Source organism: Neptunicoccus cionae, assembly GCF_002860325.1.
In the GTDB taxonomy this organism is placed as follows: domain Bacteria; phylum Pseudomonadota; class Alphaproteobacteria; order Rhodobacterales; family Rhodobacteraceae; genus Amylibacter; species Amylibacter lutimaris.
On record NZ_PKOJ01000003.1, the window covers coordinates 205,037 to 221,996 of the forward strand.

A 16,960-nucleotide genomic window follows, 5' to 3' on the forward strand; every position below is an offset into this window, starting at 1 on the left:
GAAAATACTCGAACCCTCAGGCCGGTTTCAGATCATAGGTTTTCTGTTTGAGAAACTTCATCAGGCCCGGTCCGTCTTTTTCAAAAGACTTCAGGTCTTCGGGCGAGATCAACTCTCCAACGACCACAGCCTGATCCTTGTGCATGGCGTGTTTGATCTCGTGCAGCAAAAGAGACTGGCGCAATGTCACCGACAGTTTGTTGGCAATCTGGTAGGCGCGGCTGTTGGCCCCCGGAAAGAAAACCGGCAGGACTTGCGCACCGGACTGACGGATCATTTTCGCCGTGAAAGGCATCCATTCGGGATCAACAACAGGGCCGAACCAGGTTTCGCTGGTCGCGACGGTTCCGGCTGGAAACAGCGCGATACAACCGCCCTCTTTCAAATGGCTGATCGCTTCCTTGCGCATGCGGATATTGGTCTGGATGGCATCCGGTTCGTGGGGAAAGGCCACTGGCAACAGATATTTGTCAATCCGTGGCACATGGCGCAGGAAGGCCCGCGCAAGGATTTTGTAGTCATCCCGTGCATGGCTCAGCAGATGGGCCATTACGATGCCGTCCACCAGCCCGTGCGGATGGTTTGAGACGACAACCAGAGGCCCCTCTTTCGGGATATAATCAAGCTGCTCTTTCGGAGTTGTCAGTTTGATGTCCAGCCGGTCGAGCACGGATTTCCAGAAATCCGGATCACGGTTTTCGTCCCGCTCCCACTGGCGCACCAGCCACAACAGCTTAAGGCGACCGGTCAGGTTCTCGATAATCTGGATCAGGATCCGCTTGAACGGCGAATCAAAAGACCCTGCATAAGTAAGCTCCGAGGCCTTATACGGTTCGGTCCCGCCTGTAGCCTCCAGGATCACACTTTGCTTTTCAGTCATCACTTTCCTTCGCCAAAGAAGTTACCTACGAGTTCCCGCAGGGCTTCCGCCAGCTCTTGCGATTGGTTCCCGCTGGTCTCTACAGTAATCTGGCTACCTTTGGAAGCCGCGAGCATCATCAAACCCATAATGCTGTCGCCGCCGACTTCCATGCCATCTTTGGCCACAACGGCCTGTGCATCAAAGGCCTCTACCGTTTCTACAAATTTCGCGGAAGCCCGCGCATGCAGGCCCTTTTCGTTAATAATGTCGAGGTCCAACCGCACGGGGCACCTTTTCTTTAGGGAATTTGAAGGCCATTGCTGGCGTTAATGTACTTTTTACCGGCTGTGATAGCCTGTTCTACCGCAACATCCAAAGGAAGCCGGCGGGATTTGGCGAGTTTCACGAGCATTGGCAGGTTGGCGCCATACATGATCCGGCGACCGGAGCCTGAACAGGCTTTCATAGCAAGATTGCTGGGCGAGGAACCGAACATGTCGACAACAACAACCACGCCGTCCCCTTCATCCACGCGGTCCGCTGCCATGCAGATTTCGTTCTGCTTGGCATCCCGATCCACCTCTGCGGCGGTCGGAATGGCTTCGATATTCTCAAGCTTACCTAACACATGTTCGGCCGCGGCCAGATATTCCTTGGCCAGCCCGCCATGTGCAACTATCACGATCCCGATCAACCCGGATCACTCCTTCACAAACTTTCAGGCGTTTTTGCGCCGTTCCATTTCCCGATGCCGCTTAGACACCTGCCAACCGTCGGCCGCAAGGGCTTTGGCCAATTCTTCTGTCAGGGCGACCGAACGGTGTTGCCCTCCCGTACACCCCAGCCCGATGCTGAAATGCGCTTTCCCTTCATCACGATAGGCAGGCAATAGCAACGAGGTCAAATCTTTCAGCTTTGAAAAGAACGGCTCGTAACGGGAATCTTCCTGAACATAAGCCAGCACCTCGGCATCCTTGCCGGATTTGTTGCGCAGGGATTCGTCCCAATACGGATTCCGCAGGAAGCGACAGTCCATCACCATGTCGACGCCGCGCGGCACCCCCCTTTTGTACGAAAAAGACTGCACGGAAACCGCCAGACCTGTAGAGTTCTCCGACCCGAACAATTCTCCGATGTCCGCTTTCAGATCATGGGGCGTCAAAGTGGTGGTGTCGATCAGGATATCCGCACGATCCCGCAACGGGGCCAGCAGTTCCGCTTCAAGCTCGATTCCGCGTGCCGGAGTTTCAGCCAGAGCCATCGGGTGGCGCCGTCGTGTTTCCGAATAGCGTTGCAACAGACGGTCGGCCTGACAGTCCAGAAACAGCAGCGAAGGCTCGTATTCACTGCTCTGTGCAAAAGCTTCTTGAATCTCGAACACGCCACTGACCGAAAAATCCCGCGTGCGCACGTCAATCCCCAGCGCCATCGGACGGCCGACAGACGGACCTGTAATCAAGCGGTGCAACAGCGCGAGAGGAATATTGTGAATGGTTTCATAGCCGAGATCTTCGAAAGCGTTGATCGCGGTGCTGCGCCCTGCGCCGGACGGCCCGGTGACAAGAACAACCGTGGTATTCACATCCTTGATCGGTCTTTCAATCATAACGGCCCATTGCGCGGTGGACCGTCATACGCCTATGGCGTGCCGGTTGGTCCATCACGTCCCAAGAGTAGCAGAATAGATGCCAGATTTGGAAGATTACGTCCCTTTATCAAGTCAATTCTGCTCCCCATTACGTGAACACTCGAAGGGTGTGGCATTCGCGTCTCGGGTTCGGCAGAGAGATCGACAACGCGGCTGAGACGCGCCTGAGAGAGTGCGGGTTGTTTCAACAGGCCAAAGCCGCGGGCCTCTATTAGCCCATGAAGCGGTGCTGGCGAAGACATCCAGATCTGCGCGTCCCTGCTTTCAAGAATAACCTGATCGTCCGCCACCAAGCTGGCGCCGAGGGCAATCATTTGCAGCGCCAGACCGGACTTCCCCGATCCGGAAGGTCCCAGAATCAAAAAGCCCTGTCCGTTGACTGCAACAGCAGTGCCGTGGACAGGGCTTTTCCCAATTCTATCAGTCATTGCCGCCGGTCAGACCGGCAGGCCGACCACGAAACGGGCACCGAGCGGAGCATCGCCTTGCCGTGCATCCTGCGGATGGATGTTTTCCGCCCAGATCACACCTTTATGGGCTTCAACGATCTGTTTGGAGATCGACAGGCCCAGACCGGAGTTATTGCCGTAATCGCTTTCGGGCCGTTCCGAATAGAAGCGTGTAAACACTTTGGTCAAAGCTTCTTCGGGAATGCCCGGGCCGGTATCTTCTACCACGACCAACACACGATTGTCCTTTTCCCGTGCCCAAACCCGCACCGCATCCCCTTCACCGCAAAAAGACACGGCATTGGAAATCAGGTTTACAAAGACTTGTGCAAGACGCGCCTCCATACCATCGAAGATGATCGGTTTAGCAGGTGCATCCCAGATCAACTCGACGCCTTTGTCATTGGCTTCATGGCTGTGGAAATCGGAAATCCGGCTGAGCATCAGCGTCAGATCGAAAGGTTCTTCCTCTTCCTTGACCAGTTCCGCATCAAGGCGCGAGGCATTGGAAATATCACTTACCAGACGATCCAACCGGCGCACATCGTGTTCGATCACATCAAGCAACCGCTGGCGACCGTCCCCTTCCGGCGCGATCCGCAAGGTTTCAACCGCCGACCGCAAAGAAGCCAGTGGGTTTTTGATCTCATGGGCCACATCGGCTGCGAATTCTTCGTTTGTGTCGATCCGGTCGTATAGCGCTGACGTCATGTCCCGCATGGCCCGGCTGAGTCGCCCGATTTCATCAGGGCGGCCCGACAGGTCGGGGATTCGCACCCGCGCTGCATCGCCCTGACGTCCTTCGCGGGTTGTGCCTGCTTCCGCAGCCCGCGCCAGATCGTGAATCGGGTTCGCAATTGTATTGGCCAGCACGACAGACAGAACCACAGATACGACCACCGCCAGCATGAACAGCCGCAGTACGGCCTGTTGCTCTGCATGGATCAGTCCGTCCAGATACCCCGGCTGCGAGGTCAGAACCATCGCTGCCGCCACGTTGCCATCTACCAGAATCGGACGCCCTACACCCAACACGGTTTCGTGGTCCTGCGTGGAAGCACGGCGGATCAGTTCCTGACCCGAAAGTGCGGCACGAGACAGTTCATCCGCAAAGAACTGTTCGGACATACGGGTTGTCCCGCCACCGATGTTTCGCAGTCCGGGAAGCACATCCATCGCGCGGCCGAACCATGCAAGAATACCACTTCCCGTTTTGAAAGGGCTGCTGGCCCCATCAACCTGTGCCGCCAGCGCGGCATCCCCGAGATAAACCCGCGCAATCAACCCTTCTGAGACGGGAAGACCGCTGATCAGGGCACTGTTGGGCGTCCGTTCGTCCAGCAGCCGCGCTTCGATCACGCTGGAGTACAGCTCTGATTCGATGAGCATGCTGGTCTGTTTTTCAACAACAGAGCCGCCTTTGAACTGGTTCAGATACAACATCCCCACAAGAAGGATGCACAAGGCAATCAGGTTGAACGTGATAATGCGCCGCGCCAGCGCCGACGTGCGAATGCGCGTCAGTTGTTCCAACCCGAAAGATCGCAGCAGACCGGAGCCGCCGCGCAATCCAATAGCTTTTGCCATGCGTCCCAACGAAAATCCCCGGCCCCCGCGCGGTTTTTCCGTTATATGTTCGTCCGCCAGCAATGCCATTACTCGGTGTACCGGTACCCGATACCGTAGAGCGTCTCGATGGCCGAGAAATCGTCATCCACGCTGCGCATTTTCTTGCGCAGGCGCTTGATGTGGCTGTCGATGGTACGGTCGTCGACGTAAACCTGATCATCATAAGCAACATCCATCAACTGGTCGCGGCTTTTGACAAAACCCGGACGGCTGGCAAGTGCTTGCAGCAAAAGGAATTCTGTAACAGTCAGACTGACCGGTTTACCTTTCCAGGTAACTGCATGGCGAAGCGGGTCCATCGTCAGATCGCCCCGTTCGATCAGGTTTTCATTCGGTGCATCATCGGCTTTTCCGGCGTCTGAAAGCTTGGCTTCCTGACGGCGCAGAATCGCGCGAATCCGTTCCACCAGAAGCCGTTGCGAGAAAGGTTTGCGCACGTAATCGTCCGCGCCCATGCGCAGACCAAGCACTTCATCAATCTCGTCGTCTTTGGAAGTCAGGAAAATCACTGGCATATCTGTTCTCTGCCGCAAGCGGCTCAGCAGATCCATACCGTCCATTCTGGGCATTTTTATGTCGAGCACTGCCATATCCGGAAGCTCGTCCGTGAACGCATTCAGCGCCTGTAGCCCGTCATTATAAGTAGATACATCATAACCTTCTGCCTCCAGTGTCATAGAGACTGAAGTGAGGATGTTCCGGTCGTCATCAACCAACGCAATTCGTGCCATTTTTGCCCTCGATACTTGCCAGCATTATTCTTATTATTAACCTCATTTAGGTTATGCTTGGTTAACGACGCAAACGGTTTCTGGGCTAAGTGGTCCTTTTTTCGCCACAATTTTTCCCTTTTTTGTCCTTTGAGTCACACTTTCCTAACGTTCGTTGAAAAACTTTTTTGCAAAGTTAACGTTAACTGCGCGCTATTGCGCGCCCCCCGAGCCTTCCATTCAAAGACGATGGTGCTATACAAACCGCGGTGCTGAAACGGCACAGAACCATGGGTCCCCAACGACCATAATCGTTAAATTCAAGTGCTGGCCGCGCAACCCGCGCCCGCTTTGAGGAGCATTAATATGGAAGCAGGTCGCGTAAATCCGACCCAGACGCTGGAAAAAACCGGTATTAACGGCGTCGCAACTGCACATTATAACCTGCGGGAATCTGCACTGATCGAGATTGCGATCAAAAAAGGCGAAGGCGAACTGGGACAGGGTGGCACAATGCTCGTCTCGACGGGCAAATTCACCGGCCGCTCCCCCAAAGACAAGTTCGTCGTCGACGAGCCATCGGTCAAAGACACGATCTGGTGGGAGAACAACCCGCCAATGGCTTCAGATGCCTTTGACCAATTGTACGCCGACATGCTCGCCCATATGGCGGGCAAGGAATACTATGTGCAGGATTTGTTCGGCGGGGCTGACCCGGATTACCGGGTAAATGTCCGCATGGTCACCGAACTGGCCTGGCACTCGTTGTTCATCCGCACCATGCTGCGTCGCCCGGAACCCGAAGAACTCGACAGCTTTGTTCCGGAATATACCGTGATCAACTGCCCGACCTTCAAGGCCGACCCTGCCAAGCACGGCTGCCGCACCGATACGGTCATTGCGATCTCTATCGAGAAGAAACTGATTCTGATCGGTGGCACAGAATATGCCGGCGAAAACAAGAAATCCGTGTTCTCCCTGCTGAACTACCTGTTGCCTGATCAAGGCGTCATGCCGATGCACTGTTCTGCCAACCATGCCAAGGACGACACGGATGACGTGGCGGTTTTCTTCGGCCTGTCCGGAACCGGCAAAACCACGCTGTCTGCCGACCCGAACCGGATCTTGATCGGCGACGACGAACATGGCTGGTCCGATAATGGCACCTTCAACTTCGAGGGCGGCTGTTACGCAAAAACGATCAACCTGTCACAAGAAGCCGAGCCTGAGATCTACGCGACCACGCAGAAGTTCGGCACCGTGATCGAGAACATGGTTTACGATCCGTTTACCAAGGAACTGGATTTTGACGACGACAGCCTGACCGCAAACATGCGTTGTGCCTATCCGCTCCATTATATTTCCAACGCTTCGGATACCGGCCTTGGTGGCACACCGCGCAATATCATCATGCTGACCTGTGATGCCTTTGGCGTTCTGCCCCCCATTGCGCGGCTGACACCGGCGCAGGCGATGTACCACTTCCTGTCTGGCTTTACCTCCAAGGTAGCGGGCACCGAACGGGGTGTGACAGAGCCTCAACCAACATTCTCCACATGTTTTGGCGCGCCGTTCATGCCCCGTCGCCCCGAGGCCTACGGCGCATTGCTGCGCGACCGGATCGCAGATTCCGGCGCGACCTGCTGGCTGGTGAACACCGGTTGGACCGGCGGCGCCTATGGTACAGGATCGCGGATGCCGATCCATGCAACACGCACCCTGCTGACTGCTGCACTGGATGGTACTCTGAAGAATGCGGAATTCCGCAAAGACGAAAACTTCGGATTTGACGTACCAACCTCCTGTGAAGGCGTGGCCGATGTGTTGCTTGATCCGCGCCGCACCTGGGACAATCCGGAAAGCTATGACCGGAACGCTGCCAAGCTGGTTCAAATGTTCAGCGACAACTTTGCCCAGTACGAAGCTTATGTAAGCGATGACGTTCTGGCCGAAAAAGTAAAAGCCGGTTAATCTCTTTCTGCTAATTAACCAATATGGCCGGAGTTCCTGCTCCGGCCATTTTTACATTCCGGATGTCATGATAAAATTCTTCCTCCTGCTTGGTGTCTATATTGGCGTTATCAACCTGCTTGCCTACGGGCTGTTCCGCCATGACAAACGTCAGGCGGAAAGGCGTGGTTGGCGGGTGCCGGAGAACACATTGTTGGCCGTAGCGATCCTTGGTGGGTCAATCGGCGCGAAATGGGGACAGTACGCCTTGCGTCATAAAACGCGCAAGCAGCCGTTTTCACTGGTTCTGAACCTGATCCTGATCGCACAAATCCTTTTGATCTTGCTGTTGGTGATCCCTGCCACGCGGGAGATGTTACTGTCGTAAGGGGAGTATGATCGGGCCCCGCCCTTTCAGCGTTAACCCATCGCACCAAGCTTAATCATTGCCTGCGCAGGGCATATCTTAACGAACCCTTAATTATGAAGCTTCTTGTATGAAGCTTCATTTGAGACGCTTCATATTTGCAGGGTGATCGCCCCCCGCGGGGACCGGCCAACGCCCCCGCCCCGGCATGGCCCTTTGTTTTCGCAAGCGGTGTTGCGCTTATGGCCTGAACTCTCTGCTTGCCCGCGTCGCGCACCCCGCCTAAAATTCCGCCATGAAACGTTTTGCCCTTACTGCAGTTCTGTCTCTCACGCCCCTTCCGGCTGTGACCCATCCCCATATTTACGTGGATGCGGGGATCAATTTTCTGTTTGACGACAACGGCAGACTGGCCGCTTTACGGGTGTTCTGGTCCTACGATGAATTTTACTCCCTTCTGCAACTGGAAGAGCTGGAGCTCGATCAGGATGGGGACGGAACCATCACCGTGGAAGAGCAGGAAAAGCTGGCCGGTTTTGATACAAACTGGGTGGAGGGCTTCGAAGGCGATCTCTATGTTACCCATAACGACGCCAAGGTCGCACTCGGCGCGCCGATGGAAGCCGGCGCCGCTCTTCAGAACGGACGCCTGTTAACTTGGCACATCCGCCCCCTGCTGGACCGTATCGAACCGTCCGCCGGCGAAACCATCGTCAAGGTCTATGACCCGACCTTCTACAGCGCCTATACGCTTGATCACGGGGTGGAAGTTATCGACAATCCCGACTGTTCCCTTGCCATCAAGGCCGCAGACCTGCCCAAAGCTTATGATGCGGTGGAAAGCCTGCTCTACGGAGAGAACTCTGCGCAATATGAGGGAGACGAGAGCTTTCCCGAAGTTGGAGAACTTTTTGCAGATACGGTGTACCTTGAATGCGTCTCCTCCTGATCATCGCCGTTGCGGCGGCTGTAGCTTTGCTTCTTCTGTGGATCAGCGGCGGGTTTGACGCCATCGCTGTCTGGGCCGCCTCCATGCAGCGGGATTTCCAGAACGCAATGGCAGGCTCTTTGCGGGCCCTGCGCGCTGGCAATCCGGGGGCAACGCTCGGCCTGATGGGGGTGTGCTTTGCCTATGGTTTTTTCCATGCAGTGGGACCGGGACACGGTAAAATCCTGATCGGCGGCTATGGTCTTGGCGCGCGGGTCGCAATGATGCGCCTTGCAGGGATTGCGCTTGTATCCAGTCTGGCCCAAGCCCTTACAGCGGTGGTGCTGGTCTATTCCGGCGTTCTTCTTTTGGGTTGGGGCAGCAAACAGCTTGTCGGCGCGGCCGAGGATTATTTTGCTCCGGCAAGCTATGGTGCGATCCTGCTGGTCGGGGCATGGCTAATTCTTCGAGGCGTTCGAAAGCTCTGGCGCGGGCGCGGCGTAGAGGACCACGTCCACAGCCATCATCATTCCCATGACGATCATGACCATAGCGGTCACGGTGAAGTCTGCGCCGATTGCGGGCACCGCCACGGCCCCACCCCCGAAGAAGCTGCAAATGTAACTTCCTTGCGGGATCTTCTTGTGCTGGTCGGCGCAATTGCCATGCGCCCCTGTACCGGTGCTATCTTCCTTCTCATCCTCACCTGGCGCATGGGGATTGTAACTGCCGGCATCATGGGCACTTTTGCTATGGCTCTCGGCACCGCAAGTGTCACTGTCGCTGTTGCGCTGGCTGCTGTTGGCCTGCGCGAGAGCACGCTGCAAGGCCTGACCTCCGCTCCGTTGTTACGTATCGCTGTTCCGGTTCTCGAACTGGCCGCCGGATCCATCGTTGTGATCGTCGCCGGTCAGCTCTTGCGTGCAGCCTTGTAATTGGGCACTCCCGCCACTCCCCCGCAACAATCTTACACATTTTGCCGCATTACAGCATTTTTATTGCGCCGCAGCATTGACCCGCCCAGGCAGTCCTTTTACTTCAGTTCACAACACCTGAAGCCTTTATAAGGACGAATCCCATATGTTGTTGCCAAATCTGCTGAACACTTGCGCTGCTGCCATACCCGCTGTTGAAAACGTGGTAGAGCGTGCGCGTCAGAAACTATCTGACAAAGTCAACATTGACGGGCGTTTGAACGGCAAAGCGCTTGAGGAGCACCAGTTTGCCACCCACGGGCTCGCGTGGTTTGCAACCTATCTTGAATCCCTGCGGCAGATGCACAAATGGGCCACACGGCTGGAACAGGACGGCAAATTCAGCGAGTTGGAACAACTGCTGTTGCAAATCAGCTTTGGCGAATATCTCTGGCAGATCTGGGGCGGTATTCCGATGTCACAGGGCGAAGTGGTCCGGCTTCAGGATCTCGGGCTGTCCCAACAGGACCAGATGGCCCTTGCCGTTGAAAGCGTTCAGACCCTGACACAGGGAGGCAACACGCAAGCGGCCCGCGCCCGTCTGGTTGCCCTGATGCTGGAACGGGACGGCACCGCGACCGTTGGCGCCACCGGCCTTGACGAAGAACTGGAAATGATCCGCGACCAGTTCCGCCGCTTTGCCGACGAAAAAGTTCTGCCCCACGCCCATGAATGGCACCTGAAGGACGAATTGATCCCGATGGAGATTATCGAGGAACTGGCGGAAATGGGCGTCTTCGGCCTGACCATTCCGGAAGAATACGGCGGTTTCGGCCTGTCCAAAGCCTCTATGGTGGTTGTGTCCGAGGAATTGTCGCGGGGCTATATCGGTGTCGGTTCGCTTGGCACCCGTTCGGAAATTGCTGCAGAGCTGATTATCGGCGGCGGCACCGAAGAACAAAAACAGAAGTGGCTGCCCCAGCTTGCTTCCGGCGAGACACTGCCAACAGCGGTGTTTACCGAGCCTAACACCGGCTCTGACCTCGGCTCTCTGCGCACCCGAGCGGTCAAGGACGGGGACGACTGGTCCATCACCGGCAACAAGACATGGATCACCCATGCGGCCCGCACCAATGTGATGACCCTGCTGGCGCGCACCGATCCTGACACCACCAATTACTCCGGCCTGTCCATGTTCCTTGCGGAAAAGACACCGGGCACGGATGACGCCCCCTTCCCCACCGAAGGCATGACCGGCGGCGAGATCGAGGTCTTGGGTTATCGTGGCATGAAGGAATACGAACTGGCCTTCGACAACTTCAAGGTGAAGGGCGAGAACCTGCTTGGCGGGGTGGAAGGTCAGGGCTTTAAACAGCTTATGCAAACCTTCGAATCCGCCCGCATTCAAACAGCGGCCCGCGCCATTGGTGTTGCCCAGAACGCGATGGAAATCGCGCTGCAATACGCACAGGAACGCAAGCAGTTTGGCAAACAACTGCTGGATTTCCCGCGCATCCAGTCCAAAATCGCCATGATGGCGGTAGAAATCATGATCGCACGGCAGCTGACCTATCATTCCGCTTGGGAAAAAGACCACGACCGCCGCTGCGACCTTGAGGCAGGCATGGCAAAACTGCTCGGCGCGCGCGTGGCTTGGGCGGCAGCGGACAACGGGCTGCAAATCCACGGCGGCAACGGTTTTGCGCTGGAGTACCCGATCAGCCGCGTGCTCTGTGATGCCCGTATCCTCAACATCTTTGAAGGGGCCGCAGAAATCCAAGCCACCGTCATTGCCCGACGCCTGCTTGAAGTGGGCCGCAACTGATCCCGTTCCCGTCGCAGAGAGGCATTTGCCCTCTGCGACTTTCCGCTGGCGTATAGATGCGCCCGTTGCCGGTCGATGCGTTTTTTGACACTTTGCGCCTATGAAAATTCTGTTTGCTTCCCTCGCTTTCGCGCTGTCCCTCTCTACCTGCCAGAAGGATGAAACCATCTCCGGTGTCAGCGGCCCTGACGTTCAATGGCAACTGGTGCGCCTGAACGGAGAAGCCGTGGAAACGCCGATCACCCTGACCTTCCCCGAAAAGGGCCGACTGGCGGGGCAAGCCCCCTGCAACAGCTATTTTGGCGAACAGACCGCACCCCTGCCGTGGTTTGAAACAGGGGCCATCGGGGCCACGCGGCGGGCCTGTCCGGAAATGGAGCTTGAGGGACGTTATTTCAAAGCCTTCAGTGACATGACCATGATCGAGCGCAAGGGCGACACATTGTTGTTAACCAATGACTCCGGCGGCCTGCTGGAATACCGCCTGCAATAAACCGCCCGCTCAACCTTCTCCTGCTGCTGCCTTTTTGGCCTTGCGGGCCAGCAACTGGACCAGCCTGCCCCGCGCTTCGGGAAGCGGACGGTTTCCAAGGGCAGGTGCAAGCCAGCGTTCAAGAAAATAGCCGGTGGTCTTTAACGCATCGAGAATATCCTGCGGCGCCGGCTCTGCCCCTTCCAGTTGCAGGAATACCGGCAAAGGCAGCATCCGGTCGGCATAAGCGAGCCCGCTGGAGCGGCACACCGCCCGCCCGCTTTTCGGGGAGACATAAACCAGTTCCTGCGTCGTACCCGTCGCCGCACAAGACGACAGGTCCAGCCCGTAGCCCAGTTCCTCCAGCAGCATCAACTCCCAGATCGCATACTCCGCCTGCCAGCCCTGCCCTGCCTCCAGAGCATCCACCAGATCAAGGGTCCGCCCGTAGATTTCAGGAAGGTCCATCCGGTCCGGCAGGGCGAACCCGCAGAGTGCACAAATGGACCCGAGCGCTGCCAGTGCGGCGCGGTCACCCATAATGACACTGCGGGAATGCAGCAGTTCCACATGAAAGCCGCCAAGGTGTTCTTCAAGGCGCGCGCGCCATTCGACTTCCACCTGATTGCCCGGCTGCAAGACAGGGGCAAGCTTGCGGGACGCGCCTCCGCGCACCACACCGGCGTGCCGCCCGTGGGTCTTGGTCAGAACCTCAAGTATTACCGAAGTTTCCCCGTGCCGTCTTGCGGACAGGATTACCCCTTCATCGCGCCATTCCATCCGCGCAAGCTAGGGGTAAACCGTGCCGTGCTCAAGCGGTGGTATCAAGGGAATAGCCAAAGCCGCGCACCGTGCGCACAAAGTCCAGCTCGCTGACCTTGGCCAGTTGCTTGCGTAACCGACCAATGTGGACATCCACCGTGCGGGTATCCACGTTCAGGTTGTCGCCCCAGACACGATCCAGCAGTTGATCCCGCGACCAGACCCGTCCGGGCGCTTCCATAAAGACCCGCAGCAGTTTGAATTCCAGCGGCCCCAAGGGTATCACCGAGTCTGCCAACGTCACCTTATGCTGTACAAGATCCATATTCAGACCCTGATAGACCAGCAAATCGGTTCCAAGCTGGCCGGTGGCCTGCCGCAAACCGGCCCGCACCCGCGCCATCAACTCGCGCACGGAATAGGGTTTGACTACATAGTCGTCCGCGCCGGTATCCAGCCCGCGGATCTTGTCGTCTTCTTCCCCCCGTGCAGTCAGCATGATCACCGGTATATTCTTGGTGTCCTTGTTACGCTTCACCTGCCGGCAGACTTCCAGCCCCGAGGTTCCCGGCAGCATCCAGTCCAGAACGATCAGATCAATAGTCTGTTCTTCAAGAATCAACAGACCTTCTTCGCCGGTTTCGGCCTTGAAAACCTCGTAACCCTCAACGCTCAGGTTGTAGACAAGCATTTCAAGCTGGGAGGCTTCATCCTCCACAACCAGTATCTTTGGTCCGCCACTCATTGTTCGTACAGTTCCCCAGTGACCAGATAGTGTACCTGCTCGGCGATGTTTTTAACCTGATCGCCCGAACGTTCCATGTTCTTCGAGATGAACAGCAAGTGGGTACAAGGTTCGATGTTGCGCGGGTTTTCCATCATATAGGTCAGCAGTTCGCGGAACAGCGCATCGGTACGGTCGTTAATCTCGTCGTCCATTGCACTGGCGGCTTCGGCTTTGGCCTCGTCCCGCTCTACGTAAGCCTCCATCACCAGCGCCAGCATGGCCGCCACCTTATCAGAGGTTTCGGACAGCGTACGCAGAACGGAGCTCATTGCCGAGAAGTCATCCACAGCGCGAACGCGGTAGGACAGAGTTTTGGCGTAATCACCCATCCGCTCAAGTGAGGAGGAGATTTTCAGCGTGGTAATGGCGCTGCGCAAGTCATCCGCCATAGGCTGACGCAGGGCGATCAGGCGGATCGCTTTCTCGTCGATCTTGTTCTCAAGCGCGTTGATCTCGGCATCGGACTTGACCACCTTTTTGGCCAGTGCCTCATCTTCGTCCATAAGCGCGCGACCGGCGTTTATGACTTGCTCACCGACTTTCTTCGACATTTCGACGAGCATGGATTCAATCTTTTTCAGGTCTGTATCAAACCGTGTAACGATATGCGTATTTTCCATTGATTAACTCCTAGCCGATCCGGCCCATAATATAATTTTGTGTGCGTTCGTCTTCGGGAGAGGTGAAAATCGATTTCGTCGCTCCGCTTTCCACCAATTCTCCAAGATGGAAGAAGGCTGTGCGCTGGGACACCCGTGCGGCCTGCTGCATCGAGTGGGTCACGATGACGATTGTAAAGTTGTTGCGCAACTCGTCGATCAGTTCTTCGATGATCGCCGTGGCAATCGGATCGAGCGCCGAACAGGGTTCGTCCATAAGGACGACTTGGGGCTTAACCGCGATCGTACGCGCGATACACAGACGCTGTTGCTGCCCGCCGGACAGGCCGGTGCCGGGCTGGTCCAGCCGGTCCTTCACCTCTTTCCACAAGCCTGCTTTGATCAGCGACCATTCCACGATTTCATCCATATCCGTTTTGGATTTTGCCAAACCGTGAATTTTCGGACCGTAGGCCACATTTTCATAGATGGATTTCGGGAAGGGGTTCGGTTTCTGGAACACCATCCCTACTTTGGCACGCAGGGCAACCACGTCCACTTCAGGGGCATAAATGTCCTGCCCCTTGATGGTGATGCTGCCCTCAACACGGCAGATGTCCACCAGATCGTTCATCCGGTTGATGCTGCGCAGGAAGGTGGATTTACCACAGCCCGAAGGGCCGATCAGCGAAGTGACTTTATTCTCCGGTATATCCAGATTGATTTTGTTGAGCGCCTGCTTCTCACCGTAAAAGACATCAACGTCTTTTGCCGAAATGATGGCTGTCTTGGACATATTCTTAGAACCTTTTTTCGAACCGGCGGCGCAAGACGATTGCAAGCAGGTTCATCGTTATCAAGAAGAGCAGCAAGACAATGATTGCTGCGGATGTTTTTTCAAGGAAGGCCCGTTCGGGCGCGTCTGCCCAGAGGAAAATCTGCACTGGAAGCGCAGTTGCCGGTTCCAGAATGGACTGGGGCACATCTACGATAAAGGCCACCATGCCGATCATCAGCAGCGGCGCGGTTTCACCCAAAGCCTGCGCCATTCCAACGATTGTACCGGTCATGATACCGGGCAGTGCCAGTGGTGCTACGTGATGGAATGTCGCCTGAACAGGGCTTGCACCCATGCCAAGTGCCGCTTCACGGATAGAAGGTGGTACTGCCCGCAGGCTGGCCCGCGCCGCAATAATGATCGTAGGCAATGTCATAAGGGACAGCACCAGACCGCCAACCAGCGGAGAAGAGCGCGGCATTCCGAATGTGTTCAGCAGCATGGACAGGCCAAGCAACCCGAACACAATCGAAGGCACCGCTGCAAGGTTGTTGATATTCACCTCGATGATGTCGGAGAAACGGTTCTTGGGGGCAAATTCTTCCAGATAGATTGCTGCAAGGATACCCACCGGGAAAGAGAAACAGAAGCAAACCAGAAGGGTAAGAGCCGAACCGACAAGCGCGCTCAGAATACCGGCAAGTTCGGGTTCGCGGCTGTCACCATTCGTAAAGAACGACCAGTTGAATCCCCGTTTCACATCGCCGTCCGCAAGCAGCGTATCAATCCAGCCGATTTCCTGATCGCTCAGCCGGCGTTCGGATTCATCGACAGTCCGATCCACAGTACCTTTCAGCAGGATATCGAAATCATCAGATGCACGGAACCAGACCCGTACTTCCCCGCCAAGCTTGTCGGGGTTCGCAAGGACAAACCGCTCCAGCTCAAACCCCGCATCATTTGACACAAGACCATAAAGCTTGCGCCGGTCAGCCCGTTTGGTGGCTTCGGGAAAGCGGGCCTTCAGCGCGTCTTTCACGATCTTCTCGAAGCGGGCGTCCTGAGGATTGGCAGGATCGACGGCTTCGGGGCCAAGATCCACAACAATGGCGACATCCGTGGTCGTGAACGCACCGGAGCCTTTGTAAAGGATCGAGCCGACCATCACGACAAGAAAAGCCAGAGAAGCAAAGATCGCGCCGCGACCGTACCACTGGAACCGCTTTTCAGCCGATTTTCGGGATTTCAGCTGGGATGAGGGTGTGATGAAATCAGTCATATTGTTCCTGATATTTTCTGACAATGCGCAGTGCGACAACGTTCAGCACCAGCGTTGTAACAAACAGCACAAGACCAAGAGCGAAAGCTGACAGGGTTTTGGCACTGTCAAATTCCTGATCGCCGGTCAAAAGTGCAACGATCTGTGCGGTAATCGTGGTGACAGCTTCCAGTGGATTGGCCGTCAGATTTGCTGCTAGCCCCGCTGCCATCACAACAATCATGGTTTCGCCGATCGCGCGGCTTGCTGCCAGCAAAAGCGAACCGGCTATTCCCGGAATGGCCGAAGGCAGCACAACCTTGCGAATGGTTTCGGAATGGGTTGCCCCCATCCCGAGCGACGCATCACGCATGGCCTGTGGCACTGCGTTAATCACATCATCGGACAAAGAGGAAATCAGCGGAATGATCATAATTCCCATGACCAAACCTGCGGCCAGTGCGCTCTCGGATGAAACGTTAAGCCCGACGCTCTCACCGCCGGCACGCAACAGCGGAGCAACAGTCAGGGCCGCGAAGAAACCGTAAACCACGGTCGGGATACCTGCGAGGATCTCCAGAGCGGGTTTGATAAGATTGCGGCTGCGCTTGCTGGCGTATTCCGACAGATAAATCGCCGAAAGCAATCCGAGCGGTGTCGCAACACACATGGCAATGAACGAAATCAGAAGTGTCCCGGTAATCAGCGGAACTGCCCCGAAGGCGCCTTCGGCGGCCACCTGATCGGCACGCAACGCAGTTTGCGGGCTCCACTGGGTCCCAAACAAGAAATCTGTCAGGGGAATACGTTCAAAAAAGCGGAAAGCCTCGAACAGGAGAGACAAAACAATGCCCACTGTGACGGCAACCGCCACCAGTGAGCACAGGATCAACACCCCCATAACAAAAAGTTCAAACCCTTTTTTACGTTGGGAATGAACCAGATCGATGGTCGCGCTATCAGAATTGGCCATGTGCCATATCCTTTGGTCTTGGGGATGGGGCGCCCGTTACTGGGCGCCC

The 16,960-nt window shown here is 56.2% G+C and carries 18 protein-coding genes and 1 pseudogene; 6 read left to right on the plus strand and 13 right to left on the minus strand.

Annotated elements, in window-relative coordinates:
- Positions 1–16: 16 nt before the first annotated feature.
- From C0U40_RS09875 to C0U40_RS09905, 7 genes are all read right to left on the minus strand, one after another.
- Positions 17–880 carry a lysophospholipid acyltransferase family protein gene (locus tag C0U40_RS09875; RefSeq protein WP_101655612.1) on the minus strand — a complete coding sequence of 288 codons (864 nt, stop codon included), beginning with the start codon at positions 878–880 and terminating at the stop codon, positions 17–19.
- Entirely contained in the window at positions 880–1,146 is a 267-nt protein-coding gene (locus tag C0U40_RS09880) for an HPr family phosphocarrier protein (protein WP_101655613.1), read from the minus strand. Before C0U40_RS09880 ends, C0U40_RS09875 begins: the two co-directional genes overlap by 1 nt.
- A gap of 14 nt (positions 1,147–1,160) precedes the next feature.
- Positions 1,161–1,556, minus strand: a complete 396-nt coding sequence (locus tag C0U40_RS09885; protein ID WP_101655614.1) for a PTS sugar transporter subunit IIA — start codon at positions 1,554–1,556, stop codon at positions 1,161–1,163.
- Between the two features lie 24 nt (positions 1,557–1,580).
- Complete coding sequence (rapZ, locus tag C0U40_RS09890; protein ID WP_101655615.1) at positions 1,581–2,468, minus strand: RNase adapter RapZ; 888 nt, start codon at positions 2,466–2,468, stop codon at positions 1,581–1,583.
- Positions 2,469–2,500: 32 nt separating this feature from the next.
- Positions 2,501–2,938, minus strand: a complete 438-nt coding sequence (locus tag C0U40_RS09895; RefSeq protein ID WP_101655616.1) for an HPr kinase/phosphorylase — start codon at positions 2,936–2,938, stop codon at positions 2,501–2,503.
- Between the two features lie 9 nt (positions 2,939–2,947).
- On the minus strand, positions 2,948–4,546 hold the full coding sequence (locus C0U40_RS09900) for a sensor histidine kinase (RefSeq protein WP_286134892.1): 1,599 nt from the start codon (positions 4,544–4,546) through the stop codon (positions 2,948–2,950).
- 68 nt (positions 4,547–4,614) lie between these two features.
- Positions 4,615–5,319 carry a response regulator transcription factor gene (locus C0U40_RS09905; RefSeq protein WP_101655617.1) on the minus strand — a complete coding sequence of 235 codons (705 nt, stop codon included), beginning with the start codon at positions 5,317–5,319 and terminating at the stop codon, positions 4,615–4,617.
- A 345-nt stretch (positions 5,320–5,664) separates the two neighbouring features.
- Here C0U40_RS09905 and C0U40_RS09910 point away from each other — a divergent pair, with 345 nt between their 5' ends.
- The 6 genes from C0U40_RS09910 (at position 5,665) to C0U40_RS09935 (ending at position 11,775) form a co-directional block, all read left to right on the plus strand.
- Positions 5,665–7,269 (plus strand): phosphoenolpyruvate carboxykinase, encoded by a 1,605-nt coding sequence (locus C0U40_RS09910; protein ID WP_101655618.1) that lies wholly within the window; start codon positions 5,665–5,667, stop codon positions 7,267–7,269.
- A gap of 67 nt (positions 7,270–7,336) precedes the next feature.
- A complete protein-coding gene (locus tag C0U40_RS09915) occupies positions 7,337–7,636 on the plus strand; it encodes a DUF1294 domain-containing protein (RefSeq protein WP_101655619.1) in 300 nt (99 codons plus the stop codon).
- A gap of 274 nt (positions 7,637–7,910) precedes the next feature.
- A complete protein-coding gene (locus C0U40_RS09920; protein WP_101655620.1) occupies positions 7,911–8,564 on the plus strand; it encodes a DUF1007 family protein in 654 nt (217 codons plus the stop codon).
- Positions 8,549–9,478 carry a nickel/cobalt transporter gene (locus C0U40_RS09925; protein WP_101655621.1) on the plus strand — a complete coding sequence of 310 codons (930 nt, stop codon included), beginning with the start codon at positions 8,549–8,551 and terminating at the stop codon, positions 9,476–9,478. Before C0U40_RS09920 ends, C0U40_RS09925 begins: the two co-directional genes overlap by 16 nt.
- A gap of 145 nt (positions 9,479–9,623) precedes the next feature.
- On the plus strand, positions 9,624–11,282 hold the full coding sequence (locus C0U40_RS09930; protein WP_101655622.1) for an acyl-CoA dehydrogenase family protein: 1,659 nt from the start codon (positions 9,624–9,626) through the stop codon (positions 11,280–11,282).
- A 100-nt stretch (positions 11,283–11,382) separates the two neighbouring features.
- The gene (locus C0U40_RS09935) at positions 11,383–11,775 is read left to right on the plus strand and encodes an META domain-containing protein (RefSeq protein ID WP_101655623.1); all 393 of its coding nucleotides are present in this window, start codon (positions 11,383–11,385) and stop codon (positions 11,773–11,775) included.
- Between the two features lie 9 nt (positions 11,776–11,784).
- On the opposite strand, the gene recO is transcribed toward C0U40_RS09935, so the two are convergent.
- The 6 genes and pseudogenes from recO to pstC form a co-directional block, all read right to left on the minus strand.
- Positions 11,785–12,534, minus strand: coding sequence for a DNA repair protein RecO (gene recO, locus C0U40_RS09940; protein WP_101655624.1), 750 nt, complete (start codon positions 12,532–12,534; stop codon positions 11,785–11,787).
- Between the two features lie 31 nt (positions 12,535–12,565).
- Positions 12,566–13,261: a phosphate regulon transcriptional regulator PhoB gene (gene phoB, locus C0U40_RS09945; protein ID WP_101655625.1), complete on the minus strand. Its 696-nt coding sequence runs from the start codon at positions 13,259–13,261 to the stop codon at positions 12,566–12,568.
- Positions 13,258–13,923, minus strand: a complete 666-nt coding sequence (phoU, locus tag C0U40_RS09950; protein WP_101655626.1) for a phosphate signaling complex protein PhoU — start codon at positions 13,921–13,923, stop codon at positions 13,258–13,260. The genes phoB and phoU overlap by 4 nt, the downstream gene beginning before the upstream one ends.
- Before the next feature lie 10 nt (positions 13,924–13,933).
- A complete protein-coding gene (pstB, locus tag C0U40_RS09955; RefSeq protein WP_101655627.1) occupies positions 13,934–14,698 on the minus strand; it encodes a phosphate ABC transporter ATP-binding protein PstB in 765 nt (254 codons plus the stop codon).
- A 4-nt stretch (positions 14,699–14,702) separates the two neighbouring features.
- Positions 14,703–15,959 carry a phosphate ABC transporter permease PstA gene (gene pstA / locus C0U40_RS09960; protein WP_101655628.1) on the minus strand — a complete coding sequence of 419 codons (1,257 nt, stop codon included), beginning with the start codon at positions 15,957–15,959 and terminating at the stop codon, positions 14,703–14,705.
- Positions 15,952–16,851: pseudogene (gene pstC, locus C0U40_RS09965) on the minus strand (phosphate ABC transporter permease subunit PstC); the annotation flags it as partial. The gene pstA and the pseudogene pstC, both read right to left, overlap by 8 nt.
- Positions 16,852–16,960 lie beyond the last annotated feature (109 nt).